This is a genomic window from Streptomyces sp. NPDC026522, assembly GCF_055567555.1.
Genome location: NZ_JBVHQF010000007.1, coordinates 52900 through 65577, shown reverse-complemented (window position 1 = coordinate 65577; position 12678 = coordinate 52900). Strand labels below are relative to the sequence as shown.

Sequence of the window (12678 nt, the reverse complement as noted above, 5' to 3'; positions counted from 1 at the left end):
CACGGGCCCGTACCAGAGGGCCGGGAACCGGATCCGGTGGCCGGCCGTCCCAGACGCCGTGTGGAACGCAACAATCCGAAGAAGAGTCCTGACCTTGATATTCGCCCTGCTCGCGACGCAGCTGGGGTCCCTCGTCGGTCCGGCGTACGCGTGCGGCTGCGGAGCGATGATCCCCGACGGTTTCTCCCGGATCGGAGTCCAGCGGGAGACCTCCGTACTGCGCTGGGACGGGCGGACCGAGCAGATCGTCATGCGGTTCAGGGTCGACGGGGACGCGAGGAAGGCCGCCTGGATCATGCCGGTACCCGGCCGCGCCACGGTCGAACTGGGCAGGGCGGAACTGTTCACCGACCTCGGCCGGCTCACCGTGCCCGAACACCGGACCCGCGGCTACTTCTGGCCGCGCGGGGACGACTGGCCCTTCTCCTCCGGTTCCGGTGACGGGGCCGCCGCCGCGCTGCCCGGCGCGTCCGTCGGCGTCGTCGGCCGCGAGCAGCTCGGCGACTTCGACGTCGCGCGGCTGACGGCCACCGACCCCGACGCCCTGCGGCGGTGGCTGGAGACCAACGGCTTCAAGCTGCCGGACGGGCTCTCCGCCGAGCTGCGGCCGTACGTCGACCAGGGGTGGGAGTACGTCGCCGTCCGCCTCGCCCCCCGCGACCCGGCCAAGGCGCTGGCCGGGGACCTCGACCCGCTGCGGATCCGCTTCGACAGCGCCAGGCCCGTCTACCCGATGCGGCTCTCCCGCCGGGCCAAGTCCGCCCAGTCGCTCGGGCTGTACGTCCTGGCCGCGCACCGGATGGAGCCCGTCTCCCCGATCGGCGGGGCCGCGCCGAAGGTGGCCTTCGCCGGGACCATCACCCCGCGCGGGGCCGTGGCCGAACTCACCGGCAGCGCCGAGCCGGTGTTCCTCACCGCGATCGAGCAGGAGTTCCCCGAGCCGGCCCGGATCGACGGCGACCACGAGCTGCGCGCCACCGCCGAGGACACCCCGTACCGGCGGGCCGTCTACCGCGACGAACTCCTCACCGTCGGCGGTGTCCCCGCGTGGCTCCTGACGGTGGCCGCGGCGCTGGCCGCATGCCTCGCCCTGGCCCTCGCCGTGACCCTGGCCCTGGCCCGCCGCGCCGCCAGGGGCCGTGCCGCGTAGCGGCGCCCGGACCGCCCTCAGTGGCGCCCGGGCGGCCCGGCGGCCCGGCGCAGCGCCAGGGCGGCGAGCGCCTCCGGGGCACCGGGGCGGCCGCGCAGGCCCGGAAAGGCGTTGACGTCCACGATCAGCGGGACGCCGTCGCCGGTGTCGATGAAGTCCACCCCGTAGACGTCCAGTGCGAAGACCTCGCCGACCCGGAGCGTCAGTTCCGCCCACCGCGGCGGCGGTTCGCTGCGGGGGTGGCCGGGTTCCGCGCCCGCCAGGGCCATTCCCGACGGGGCCATCTCCGAGCGCCGCAGCCCCGCGAAGACCCGGTCGCCGATCGCGTACAGCTTGTGGTCCCAGCCGTTGTTGGGGGCGAAGGCCTGCACCACGACCGGCTCCTCGCCCCATCCCGCGGCCAGTTCCCGCAGCCGCGCCGGGTCGTCGACCCGGGCCACCAGGTCGCCCTTGCGGCTGCGCCGGCTCTTGACCACTACGGGCCAGGGCAGCCCGGGCAGCCCCGGGCCGTCCCCCGCCTGCCGGGCCAGCCGGTCCAGGGAGGGGAAGGCCGTGGTCGCCGCGAAGGGCAGCCCGGCCCGGCGGGCCAGCTCCGCCATGCCCCTACGGTCCTGGCAGCGCTCCGTCGCGGCCGCGGTGTTCACCACCGGTGTGCCCCGCCGCTCCAGGGTCCGAGCCAGCTCCAGGGCCCGGGGATCGCGGGCCTTGAGCAGGTAGACGTCGGCCCGCGCCCGGGCCGCCACCGCCGCCGCGTCCGGTTCCCGCGGGTCCAGTACCACCACCTCGTGCCCGGGGGTCAGCGCGGCGGCCGCCCCCGCCAGCAGCGGATGCCCGGCGTCCGGGGTGATCAGGCCGACCCTCACGCGCCGTCACCCGCCCGGGCGGCGACCTGCGCCGGGATCGACACGGTCAGCGCCGTGGGGCGCGGCGGCACACAGGGCCCCGCGCCACCGGTGCGGGACAGGTCGAGCACGGCCCGGGCGACCCGGGCCGCCGCCTCCGGCACCTGACGGAAGCTCGGGAAGTCGTTCACGTCCACCACCACCGGCCCGTCGGGGCCCAGCAGTACGTCCAGCCCGTACAGGTCCAGTCCGTACACCACACCCACCTGGGCGGCGATCGCGGCCACCTCGGCGGGCAGCGGTACGCGGCGCTCGCGCACGGAGCGGTCCGGGTGCATGGGGGAGCAGCGTTCGGTGGCGAACAGTTCCCCGCCGACGCAGTACACCTTGATGTCGATGCCCGAATTGGGCACGTACGGCTGGGCGATGAGCATGCCCTCCCCGGCCAGCACGGGCAGCAGCGCGGCGAGCCGGTCGGGGGAGGCCACCAGGTGCACCGCCCGGCCGGAGCTGCCGTCCGCGGGCTTGACCACCAGGGGGTACTCGGACTCCGGGATCTCCGCGAGCAGCTCGGGCCGGGCCACGGCGTACGTCGGCGGCAGCGGCAGGCCCCGGGCGCGCCCGATGGCGGCGGCCAGCGCCTTGTCCCGTACGCCCCGGATCGACCGGGCGTCGTTGACGGTGGTCATGCCGGTCGCGGCGGCCGCTTCGAGCAGGGTCAGGCCGGGGCCGCCGGACACCGTCTTGAGCACCCAGGCGTCGTGCGCCCCGGCCCGCACCAGGTCGGTCATGCGCAGCAGCGAGCCGCCCGGCCGCAGCACGTCCACCTGGTGGCCCCACGCGCTCAGCTGCCGGATCACCTCGTTCGGCATGCCGTCGTGGCGGTAGTGCTCCTCCACCAGGAAGCAGAGCCTCATGGACCTTCCCCATATTTTCCGGACGTCCGCCGATCCCGCCCGGCGAGTTGTGACGTCACAGGATGCCATGGCCGCAATGTGATGATCGTCCGGCAGTGGCCGGGGATTCCACAGAAAACGCCTGAGAACTGCCTTAAGTAGCCATTACTCAGCGTCACTCTCACCAAGAACTTTCCAAACTGATCAACAATTCTCTTATAGTGAGGGCTTGTTGCCACAGGAACCCTCTCTTCCATTTACGCCCCGGTTTGAGGCTTTGATTGATGACGGCGTCGCCCTCCCCCCTTCGCCCCTCCGCGCTCGCCCTGCTCGTCACGGCGGTGGCGGCCGGAGTGCTCTGCACGGCGGCGGTGGCCGCGGCCCCGTCGGCCGTCCGCGTCCCCCTCGGCTGGTTCTCCGTCTTCGGGGTCCTGCTGCTCTCGGTCGCCGCCTTCGCCGTCACCTGGCTGACGCGCACCAGCCGCCTGCTGCGCGGCCGGATCGCCGGACTGAGCGCGGACATCGCCGAGCGGGACGGTCACATCGCCCGGCTCACCGCCGACGCCACCCGTGACACCGCCGCCCGCACCGCCGAGCACGCACGCCTCGCCCAGGAGCACGCCGCGGAACTGGAGCGGCTGAAAACCGCCCACCGGGTCGAGCTCGACCTGGTGACCGTCGCCCAGCTGGCCGACCGCGAGCGGCTCGGCGACGAGCTGCGCCGCGCGGAGTCCGGACGGGCCGCCGCCATGGCGGCCGCCGCCAACGCGGCCGGCCGGATGCAGGCGCTCGCCACCGGAATGCTGGCCGACCTGCGCGAGATGGAACACCGGCACGCCGACGAGGACGTCCTCGGCGACCTGCTCCACCTCGACCACCGCACCGCCCAGGCGGGCCGCCTCGCGGACTCCATCGCCGTCCTGACCGGGGCCCGCTCGGGCCGCCGCTGGGCGAAGCCGATCGTCATGGAGTCCATCCTGCGCGGCGCCATGGGCCGGATCGGCGGCTACCAGCGGGTCCGGCTCCACTCCACCAGCGACGCCGCCGTCGCCGGACACGCCGCCGAGGGCGTCATGCACGCCCTGGCGGAACTCCTCGACAACGCCGCCAACTTCTCGCCGCCCACCGCCGAAGTCCACGTGTACGTGGAGGAGGTGCCGGCCGGGATCATCATCACCGTCGAGGACAGCGGCCTGGTCATGAGCGAGGTCCAGCTGCGCCGTGCCGAACAGGCCGTCACCGGTGAGTCCCTGGACCTGGCCGGACTCTCCGGCACCCGCCTCGGGCTCGCGGTCGTCGGCCGGCTGGCCCGCAAGCACGGGCTGACGGTGTCCTTCCGGCCCTCCGCGCGCGGCGGTACCGGCGCGCTGATGATGCTGCCGCAAGAGCTGATCAGCCGTACCCCGGCCGAAGCGGGGGCCACACCCGCCCTGGTGGCCGCGCCCGCCGGAGCCGCCGGTGCGCGGACCGGGGAACCGGCCGGACAGTCCGGGCCGGGCCCGCGCGGAGGCGGGGCCGACGCCGGCGGCGCCGGGCGCGCGCAGGACCGTACCCCCTCCCCGCAGCACGACGTCCCGGACGCCGCACCCACGGCCTCCGACGCGGACCCCGGGGCCGCCGGCCCCGACCCCCGGCCCGGCGACACCGGACTGCCCCAGCGGCGGCGCGGCCGCACCCTGGCAGCCGCCCACCCCGAAGGACCCGAAGCCGCCGCCCGCGCGGCGGCCCGCACCCCGGCCGCCGCGACCGGCACCTCGCAGTCCGCAGCCCGTTTCGGCAGCTTCCGGCAGGCCGTGCGCGGCGCGTCGGCACAGCCGCCCCTCAACCCCCCGCACCCGGAAGGCAACACGCGATGACCGGCTCCACGACCGACGAGAAGCTCAGCTGGCTCCTGGAAGGACTCCTGGAACGCACCCCCGGCGCCCGCCACGCGCTCGTGCTCTCCCGGGACGGCCTCAAGCTGTGCCGCACCCCCGAGCTCTCCGTCGACCAGGCCGACCAGCTCGCCGCGATCGCCGCCGGCATCCAGAGCCTGTCGCACGGTGCGTCGATCGAGTTCGGCGACGGCACCGGGGGAGTGCGCTCCGCCATGGCCGAGTTCTACGGCGGCATCCTGTTCATCGTCGAGGCCGGTGAAGGCGCGCACCTCGCGCTCGTCGCCGCCGAGGACGCCGACGCCGGACTGGTCGGCCACAACATGTCCGAACTGGTGGAGCAGCTGAGCGAGCATTTGATCGCGAGGCCCCGGGGTTGAGCCGGACCAGGCCGGGCCGGGACGACTCCCCGGACCGGCTCTACACCCTCACCGGCGGCCGCAGCAGCTCCGGTTCGGACGCCTTCGACCTCGTCACGCTGATCGTCGCCGAGTGCGATCCGGTTCCCGGCATGCAGTCGGAGCACGCGGCGATCCTGCGGATGTGCCACTACCCGACGGCGGTCGTCGAGATCGCCGCCGAGCTGGGCCTGCCCGTGTCGATCGTCCGGATCCTGCTCGCCGACCTGCTCGGCACCGGCCGGATCAGCGCCCGGCACCCGCGTTCGGCGTACCGCCTTCCCGACCCCGACATCCTGGAGCAGGTGCTCGTTGGACTCCGCAACCTCTGACCGGCGTGAAACCCGGCAGACCCTCAGCAGCACCGCCGACAACGGCCTGAAGATCGTCATCGTGGGCGGCTTCGGCGTGGGCAAGACCACCATGGTCCGCTCGGTCAGCGAGATCCGGCCGCTGAACACCGAAGAGACCATGACCAAGGCGGGCGAAGGGGTCGACGACACCGACGGCGTGGCCGGGAAGAACGCCACCACGGTCGCGTTCGACTTCGGCCGGATCACCCTGGACGCGCGCAACGTGCTCTACCTCTTCGGCGCGCCCGGGCAGGAACGTTTCTGGTTCCTGTGGGACCGGCTGTTCTCCGGCACCCTCGGCGCGGTCGTCCTCGTCGACACGCGCCGCCTCGCCGACTCCTGGTACGCCATCGACCGCCTCGAACACCACGGCACGCCCTTCGTGGTGGCCTGCAACGACTTCGGCGGCCCCGGCCACACCGCCGAAGAGATCCGGGCGGCGCTCGACCTGCCGCCCGAGGTGCCGCTCGTCTTCTGCGACGCCCGCTCGCGCGCCTCCAGCAAGGACGTCCTCATCTCCCTCGTCCGCCACCTGCAGACGGCCGCCCTGTCCCACACCCCGGAGCCCACCCCGTGACCACCCCCGCCGACCGCGAACCGCAACCCGTCTACCTCGGCGGCCCGCGGTTCCAGACCGACCCCATCGCGCTGTACCGGGAGCTGCGGCGCGAGCACGGAGCCGTCGCCCCGGTCGTCCTCGACGGCGACGTACCGGCCTGGCTGGTCCTCGGCTACCGCGAACTGCACCAGGTCACCAGCGACCCCCAGCTCTACTCCCGCGACTCCGACCTGTGGAACCAGTGGGACCGCATCCCCGCCGACTGGCCCCTGCTCCCGATGATCGGCCGCAAGCAGCCCTCCATCCTCTACACCGTCGGCGAACGCCACCGGCTGCGCGCGGCGGTCATCTCCGGCGCGCTGGAAACCGTCGACCCCTTCGAACTCAAGGGCCACGCCGAACGCTTCGCGGACGAGCTGATCGACCAGCTGTGCGGCAAGGGCGCGTGCGACATCGTCGGCCAGTACGCGATGCTGCTCCCGCTGCGCGTCCTCGCCCGGATCTACGGCTTCTCCGACGAGCAGGGCCCCGGCCTCGTCACCGCCATGAACGACATGATCAACGGCCGGGAGGGCGCCCTCGACGGCCAGCGCCACCTCGCCGAATCGATGTTCGCGCTGATCGCGGACAAGCTGGCGCGCCCCGGCCACGACGTCGTCTCCCGGATGCTCGCCGACCGGGGCGACTTCACCGTCGAGGAAATCGCCCAGGACCTGATGGTGATGCTGGCCGCCGGACACCAGCCCACCGCCGACTGGATCGGGAACTCGCTGCGCCTCATGCTCACCGACGACCGGTTCGCCGCCTCCCTCGCGGGCGGCCGGCACAGCGTCGGCGAAGCGATGAACGAGGTCCTGTGGGAGGACACCCCCACCCAGAACGTGGCCGGCCGCTGGACCTCCCGTGACACCCACCTCGGCGGCCAGCGCATCAACCGGGGCGACCTCGTGCTGCTCGGCCTGGCCGCCGCCAACGCCGACCCGCACGTACGCACCGACGCGGGGGCCCTGACCGGCGGCAACAACGCCTTCTTCTCCTTCGGCCACGGCGAACACCGCTGCCCCTTCCCCGCCCAGGAGGTCGCCGAGGCCATCGCCCGGACCGGCATCGAGGTGCTCCTCGACCGGCTCCCGGACGTCGACCTCGCGGTCCCCGCCGCCGACCTCGCCCGGCGGCCCTCGCCCTGGCTGCGCGGCCTCTCCGCCCTGCCCGTGACCTTCACCCCGACCCCCGCTCTTGGAGGCTCCAGATGACGTGCCCGATCGACCACACGGGACCCGCCGCCATCACCCTGGACCCCTTCGTCACCGACCTCGACGCCGAGAGCGCCGCGCTGCGGGCCGCCGGACCGCTGGCCCGGGTCGTCCTGCCGGGCGGCGTCGGCGTCTACGCCGTCACCCGCCACGCCGAGGCGCGGGCGCTGCTCACCGACGCCCGCCTGGTGAAGGACATCGGTGTCTGGGGCGCCTGGCAGCGCGGTGAGATCCCCCAGGACTGGCCGCTGATCGGCCTCGCCAACCCCGGCCGCTCGATGCTCACCGTCGACGGCGACGAGCACCGGCGGCTGCGCAGCCTCGTCGCACAGGCCCTCACCGTCCGCCGGGTGGAGCAGCTGCGCGCGGGCATCGAGGCCCTGACGACCGGGATGCTCGACCGGCTGGCCGGACTGCCGGCCGGCGAGACCGTGGACCTCAAGGCGGAGTTCGCCTACCCGCTGCCGATGAACGTCATCAGCGGGCTCATGGGCGTCGACAGCGCCGAACACCCGCGTCTCAAGGCGCTGTTCGAGAAGTTCTTCTCGACGCAGACGCTGCCGCAGGAAGTGCCCCAGATGATGGCCGACCTGTCCGCGCTGTTCTCCCGGATCGTCGAGTCCAAGCGGGCGAACCCGGGCGACGACCTGACCAGCGCCCTGATCGCGGCATCGGAGAACGGCGACCACCTCACCACCGAGGAGATCACCAACACCCTCCAGCTGATGGTCGCCGCCGGTCACGAGACCACCATCAGCCTCATCGTCAACGCCGTCGTCGCCCTGGAGACCCACCCCGAGCAGCGCGCACGCGTCCTCAAGGGCGAAGTGCCGTGGGAGAACGTCATCGAGGAGACCCTGCGCTGGTCCACCCCCACCTCGCACGTCCTGATCCGCTTCGCCGCCGAGGACATCGAGGTCGGCGACCGGATCCTGCCCGAGGGCGAGGGCCTGATCGTCTCCTTCGGCGCCATCGGCCGAGACGAGGCCCAGCACGGCGAGGACGCGGGCGAGTTCGACGTCACCCGTACCCCCAACCGGCACATCTCCTTCGGCCACGGCCCGCACGTCTGCCCCGGCGCCGCCCTCTCCCGCCTGGAGGCGCTCGTGGCGCTCCCCGCGCTCTACGCCCGCTTCCCGGACCTCGCGCTCGCCGTCCCGCGCGCGGAGCTGCGCAACAAGCCGATCCTGACCCAGAACGACCTGTTCGACCTGCCGGTCCGGCTCGGCTGAGCGGATTCCGGCGGCGAAGAGATACGAATGCCGCGAGCAGCTGCCGCCCGAGTCCACCCGGGTGCAGGTCAAGGCCGGGGGGCTGGACGCCTCGGAGTCGTGGAACCCGGACCCCGCGACGGACTCGTGGAAGACGGACCCGGTCCGTACCGTCCGGACCAAGAAGGTCCCGCGCAACCACGTCAAGGCCGAGGCGACCGACAAGCACCCGGCGCCGGTCGAGGTGTACTACGAGGACGTCCCGGCCGGTTACCGGACGACGGTGAAGTTCTCCGGGGCGCTGCCCGCGCACCGGGTGAACGAACTCCTCGACCGCGTCGAGAAGATCCAGCAGGCCGTCAAGTCCGCCCGCGAAGAGGCCAACGGCGTCGAGGTCACCGACCAGCGGATCGGCGACGCCATGAGCGCGAGCTGAAACTGATGTTGAAGCTGACACGGGGCGTCAGTTGGGCGTTCGCCCCCCGCACCACACGCGGTGGTGGCCCAAGCCTGGCAGAGGCGGCCCCTGAACGGGTGGCACGCAGGAGCCCGGGAACTGGAGGTGTTCCCGGGCTCCGTCACGTCCGGCCGCCGGCCGCTACGTCCGCACCGGCACCGATACGAACGTCCTGCCCGACTCGTTCTCGACCAGGACCTCCTCGACGTCGGCCGCCGCCACGGCCGCCGAACCGTCCAGCGAGGCACCCTTGCCCTCGCCGTGCTCCGCGGTGCCCACGACCCAGCCGCCCGCCGTCCTGCGGGTCCCGTCCCGGGAGACCACCACCAGCCGGCAGCGTTCGCCCGCAGGCACACCGGTCACGGCTGCGTGCACCCGCACCCACGCCGCCGCCGGCACCACCTGCACCGTCATCCGCGCGCCGCTGCCGCCGTCCGTCGCGGACGCCACCCGGGTCCCGGGCACCGCCGAGGGCGCGGGCGAGCCGGTCGGGGACGGCGGCGGGGGCTGCGCCACGTTCTGCGTCCCGTCCGTGCCCAGCTGCGTACCGGCCCAGAACACGGCCGCCAGCGCGGCCGCGGCGGCCACTCCCGCCAGTCCGTAGCGCCGGCGCGCCCGCGCGGCCCGTTCGCCGCGGACCTGCCGCAGCGTGCGCCGGAGCAGCAGGTCGCCGCCCTGCGGCGGTCCGTCGAGGAACGCCTCCGGGGGAACCTCGCCCAGGGCCCTCTCCATCTCGCGCAAAGCGGCCACCTCCTCCCGGCACTGCACGCAGTCGCCGACGTGCTCCTCGACGCGCCGTACGTCCGCCTCGTCGAGGACTCCCAGAACGTACGGGCCGAGCAGTTCCTCCTCGTGCCGCTGCCGGCTCATGCCACCACCTCCCGCAGTCCGCCGGGCTGCTGGGGCGGCCTGCCCGATCGTTTGTTCCTGTTGCCTTCCCCCGCGCTCTCCGTGAAGACCTCGCGCAGGGCCTTGAGCGCGTAGTGCGCACGCGATTTGACCGTGCCCGCCGGAATGCCGAGCCGGTCGGCCGCCTCGGCGACGCTGTGCTCGCGGTAGTACAACTCGGTCAGCACGTCGCGGTGTTCCGGCGTCAGCCGGTCCAGCGCCCCGAGCACCGTCATGGTGTCGACGACGGAGTCCGCGTGGTCCAGTTCCACCGGGGGAGTGGCCGCCGCGCCCGACACCTCCGGCGGCCGGGCCGCCTTCGCACGGTACCGGTCGGTGATGATGTTGCGGGCCACCGTGAGCAGCCAGCCGCGCACCGACCCCTTCCCGTTGACCAGGACCTCGGAGTGCCGCCAGGCCCGCAGCAGGGTCTCCTGGACGATGTCCTCGGCGGCGGCCCGGTCCCCGGTGAGCCGGGTGGCGTACGCGAGCAGGGCATGGCCGTGCTCCTCGTACACCGACGTGATCAGTGCCTCATCGGTCGAGCCCCGCCGAGTGCGGGGCCACAGTGGTCCGGCCATCTCACCCTCTCCGTCTTCCTCGCTTGCGTGGTGCGGTCCGAACACGAACCCCGGCCCGGGCGGGTTCATGTGACCCGCGTCACGCGGAGCGGCGGGTGCGGCGTTCAGTTCCGGCAGCTGCGGCCGTCGTTGAGGCAGTCGGTCACGCCCTGCATCTGCGCGTCGGTCATCACGTTCACGAACATCGCGTGGTCCGTCTTCGGACTGTGCAGTTGCTCGGGGAAGGAGTCGAGCGCGAAGGGCGCGCCCGCGGGCACGTCGTACGCCAGCGAGAGGCGCAGCTGCGGGACCGGGAAGGTGCCCTGCGGGCAGACGCCGCTCGACGTGGGGAACTGCAGGTGCGAGCGGTGGCCGGGGCTGTCGGTGTCCAGCCCGTTCCAGCAGCTCGGGAACACCAGGGTCCGGGTGACGCGCTGCCCGGCCGGACAGCGCGGGTAGTGCGCGGAGGCCAGTCCCGGGGAGCCGGAACAGCCCCAGCGGGCCCGGACGTCAGCGCCGCCGCCCGCCGTGTACGCGACGGCGTCGCCGGTCACCGCGCGCAGGAACCGGGGCATCGGCACCACCTTGCCGGCCGGGCTGCCGCGGAACTCCACCGTCACCGCCGCCTCCGGCAGGATCTCGCCCGCGTTGCCGTGCCCCGCCGCGCTCTCGTGCGGATCCCGGCCCGGGCGGCGGTCGGTGCGGCGCAGCACCGGCCAGTAGTACGTCGACCGGTCGCCGCCCGCACAACTGGTGGGAGCGCCCGCGAGGGAGGCGTCCGTGGACAGCGCGTCGGTGGAGAGGTTGCCCACGTAGGCGTGGGTGTGGTGGGCGCCCGCCCGCAGCCCCGGCGAGACCACCAGGTTGTCCTGGTTGTAGTGCCCTTCGCCGTTGCGACCGCAATCCAGCGTCACCGTACCGGTCGAGGCGTCCGGCCCGGCGGACCGCAGGCCGGGTTCGGGAAGCATGTCGCGCGGGGCGGCGAAGTCCGCCGCGACGGAGCCCGCGCGCGACCCGGCGGCCCATGACGCCCCGAGCACGGCGGCCGTCAGCCCGCCCCCCAGGACCAGGCAGACCAGCAGCGCGAGCAGTCGGTGTTCGTTCCCCATGGCGGCCACGGTTGCCGGTGCCCGCCGCCGGAGTCAACCTGGCATCGGTGGGCCGGACGGCAGCGCCTGCCGGGCCGCGCCGTTCCCCGGTGCGCGTCCGGGCCGCCGGCGCCGGCCGCGGCGGCCGCCCGTCACTGCCCCGGTCCTGTCGCACATCCGTCTGCCCGGTGGCCGGTTGGCGGTGGCGTCCTTGCCCGGCCCGGTGGCGGCCGCGCAGAGTACCCGGTATGACTCCAGAAGAGAGCTTCCAGGCCTTCGCCCGCACCCGCGCCTCGCTCGACGGCGGTGAGGTGGCCTTCTGGTGGACCGGTGATGTCCACTCCTGGTCGCCGGGAGAGCCCTACCGGCACCTCTTCGGCTTCGAGGGCCTCAACCTGGCCCGGCTCGTGCCGGGCGAGGAGGAGGGCACGTACCAGCTCCTCACCCGCGAGGCGGCCTTCTACCTGGACCCGGCAACCCGCGAGATCCTGGAGACCTGGCAGGACAAACCGGTCGTCCACGTCTGGAACGACCCGGCCAACCAGAGCTGGCGCCCGTTCCCCGTCCCGCTGACGGAACTCGGCGACCAGGTCTGCTTCAGCCTGGAGATCCCCCTGGCCTACCCCTCGCCGCTGCCCGTCGCCCAGTACCCGCTGAACTCCGCCGACGACACCTACCGGGCCCTGGAGCTGTTCCAGTTCTTCGCCCCCGCGTCCGTCCTGACCACCGACGCGCCCAGCGTCCCGGCCACCATGTCCTGGACCCGCATGTCGCCGTGGCTGCCCTGGATGGAACAGGGCCCGCGCCCCGGCGGCCTCACCTTCCACTGTCGCGGCCGCAAACTCACCTCCTACGAGGAAGCCCCGGACCGGACCCGCGCGTACATCGCGGCACACCACCCGGAGTTCGCCCGCGCCCCGGAGAAGTGGACCGGGCCCAACGAGACCAGCTGGACGTATTTCCGAGCACTCCACCCGCCCCGGTAGCCTCTTCGCCGAGGAGAGAGGCCGGACAAGGGTTTTCCCCGTATCGAGTTCATCCCGGTGTTGCCTACTGTCTGCCCACCGGCGGTCTTCCCCCGCCACGAACTGCCCCCGTACCAACCCCACATGGTGCGAAGCCTTGCGCGGCCGGGCGGGATCGCCGGTA

13 protein-coding genes and 1 pseudogene are annotated in these 12678 nt (G+C 73.4%); 9 read left to right on the top strand and 5 right to left on the bottom strand.

The window, feature by feature from the left end; translation table 11 throughout:
* The first annotated feature begins 94 nt into the window (after positions 1 to 94).
* Entirely contained in the window at positions 95 to 1150 is a 1056-nt protein-coding gene (locus ACZ4M3_RS19280) for a DUF2330 domain-containing protein (RefSeq protein WP_467734132.1), read from the top strand.
* Positions 1151 to 1167: 17 nt separating this feature from the next.
* Here the strand turns inward: ACZ4M3_RS19280 and ACZ4M3_RS19275 are convergent, their stop codons facing one another.
* On the bottom strand, positions 1168 to 2013 hold the full coding sequence (locus ACZ4M3_RS19275; RefSeq protein WP_467734130.1) for an ATP-grasp domain-containing protein: 846 nt from the start codon (positions 2011 to 2013) through the stop codon (positions 1168 to 1170).
* Complete coding sequence (locus tag ACZ4M3_RS19270) at positions 2010 to 2909, bottom strand: ATP-grasp domain-containing protein (RefSeq protein WP_467734128.1); 900 nt, start codon at positions 2907 to 2909, stop codon at positions 2010 to 2012. The genes ACZ4M3_RS19275 and ACZ4M3_RS19270 overlap by 4 nt, the downstream gene beginning before the upstream one ends.
* A 263-nt stretch (positions 2910 to 3172) precedes the next feature.
* On the opposite strand from ACZ4M3_RS19270, the gene ACZ4M3_RS19265 reads away from it, so the two are divergent.
* The 7 genes and pseudogenes from ACZ4M3_RS19265 to ACZ4M3_RS19235 form a co-directional block, all read left to right on the top strand.
* Positions 3173 to 4744 carry a sensor histidine kinase gene (locus ACZ4M3_RS19265; RefSeq protein WP_467734126.1) on the top strand — a complete coding sequence of 524 codons (1572 nt, stop codon included), beginning with the start codon at positions 3173 to 3175 and terminating at the stop codon, positions 4742 to 4744.
* Positions 4741 to 5142, top strand: a complete 402-nt coding sequence (locus ACZ4M3_RS19260; protein ID WP_351890831.1) for a roadblock/LC7 domain-containing protein — start codon at positions 4741 to 4743, stop codon at positions 5140 to 5142. Before ACZ4M3_RS19265 ends, ACZ4M3_RS19260 begins: the two co-directional genes overlap by 4 nt.
* Positions 5139 to 5492 (top strand): DUF742 domain-containing protein, encoded by a 354-nt coding sequence (locus ACZ4M3_RS19255; RefSeq protein WP_453354807.1) that lies wholly within the window; start codon positions 5139 to 5141, stop codon positions 5490 to 5492. The genes ACZ4M3_RS19260 and ACZ4M3_RS19255 overlap by 4 nt, the downstream gene beginning before the upstream one ends.
* Complete coding sequence (locus ACZ4M3_RS19250) at positions 5473 to 6090, top strand: GTP-binding protein (RefSeq protein WP_467734124.1); 618 nt, start codon at positions 5473 to 5475, stop codon at positions 6088 to 6090. The genes ACZ4M3_RS19255 and ACZ4M3_RS19250 overlap by 20 nt, the downstream gene beginning before the upstream one ends.
* Entirely contained in the window at positions 6087 to 7325 is a 1239-nt protein-coding gene (locus ACZ4M3_RS19245; protein ID WP_467734122.1) for a cytochrome P450, read from the top strand. The genes ACZ4M3_RS19250 and ACZ4M3_RS19245 overlap by 4 nt, the downstream gene beginning before the upstream one ends.
* A complete protein-coding gene (locus tag ACZ4M3_RS19240; protein ID WP_467734120.1) occupies positions 7322 to 8557 on the top strand; it encodes a cytochrome P450 family protein in 1236 nt (411 codons plus the stop codon). Before ACZ4M3_RS19245 ends, ACZ4M3_RS19240 begins: the two co-directional genes overlap by 4 nt.
* An 82-nt stretch (positions 8558 to 8639) precedes the next feature.
* A pseudogene (locus ACZ4M3_RS19235) lies at positions 8640 to 8972 on the top strand (DUF7873 family protein); the annotation flags it as partial.
* A gap of 162 nt (positions 8973 to 9134) precedes the next feature.
* Here the strand turns inward: ACZ4M3_RS19235 and ACZ4M3_RS19230 are convergent.
* The 3 genes from ACZ4M3_RS19230 to ACZ4M3_RS19220 form a co-directional block, all read right to left on the bottom strand.
* Positions 9135 to 9863, bottom strand: a complete 729-nt coding sequence (locus ACZ4M3_RS19230; protein WP_467734118.1) for an anti-sigma factor family protein — start codon at positions 9861 to 9863, stop codon at positions 9135 to 9137.
* Positions 9860 to 10462, bottom strand: a complete 603-nt coding sequence (locus ACZ4M3_RS19225; protein WP_467734116.1) for a sigma-70 family RNA polymerase sigma factor — start codon at positions 10460 to 10462, stop codon at positions 9860 to 9862. The genes ACZ4M3_RS19230 and ACZ4M3_RS19225 overlap by 4 nt, the downstream gene beginning before the upstream one ends.
* Before the next feature lie 104 nt (positions 10463 to 10566).
* The gene (locus tag ACZ4M3_RS19220) at positions 10567 to 11550 is read right to left on the bottom strand and encodes a DUF1996 domain-containing protein (RefSeq protein WP_467734114.1); all 984 of its coding nucleotides are present in this window, start codon (positions 11548 to 11550) and stop codon (positions 10567 to 10569) included.
* Between the two features lie 227 nt (positions 11551 to 11777).
* Between ACZ4M3_RS19220 and ACZ4M3_RS19215 the strand changes: the two genes are divergently transcribed.
* Entirely contained in the window at positions 11778 to 12515 is a 738-nt protein-coding gene (locus tag ACZ4M3_RS19215) for a DUF1838 family protein (protein WP_467734112.1), read from the top strand.
* The last annotated feature ends 163 nt before the right edge of the window (positions 12516 to 12678 follow it).

Excerpts from the sequence above, each read along its gene's own strand:
- ACZ4M3_RS19265 (WP_467734126.1), top strand. The coding sequence starts at position 3,173 with ATGACGGCGTCGCCCTCCCCCCTTCGCCCCTCCGCGCTCGCCCTGCTC.
- ACZ4M3_RS19270 (WP_467734128.1), bottom strand. The coding sequence starts at position 2,909 with ATGAGGCTCTGCTTCCTGGTGGAGGAGCACTACCGCCACGACGGCATG.
- ACZ4M3_RS19230 (WP_467734118.1), bottom strand. The coding sequence starts at position 9,863 with ATGAGCCGGCAGCGGCACGAGGAGGAACTGCTCGGCCCGTACGTTCTG.
- ACZ4M3_RS19260 (WP_351890831.1), top strand. The coding sequence starts at position 4,741 with ATGACCGGCTCCACGACCGACGAGAAGCTCAGCTGGCTCCTGGAAGGA.
- ACZ4M3_RS19215 (WP_467734112.1), top strand. The coding sequence starts at position 11,778 with ATGACTCCAGAAGAGAGCTTCCAGGCCTTCGCCCGCACCCGCGCCTCG.
- ACZ4M3_RS19240 (WP_467734120.1), top strand. The coding sequence starts at position 7,322 with ATGACGTGCCCGATCGACCACACGGGACCCGCCGCCATCACCCTGGAC.
- ACZ4M3_RS19220 (WP_467734114.1), bottom strand. The coding sequence starts at position 11,550 with ATGGGGAACGAACACCGACTGCTCGCGCTGCTGGTCTGCCTGGTCCTG.
- ACZ4M3_RS19225 (WP_467734116.1), bottom strand. The coding sequence starts at position 10,462 with ATGGCCGGACCACTGTGGCCCCGCACTCGGCGGGGCTCGACCGATGAG.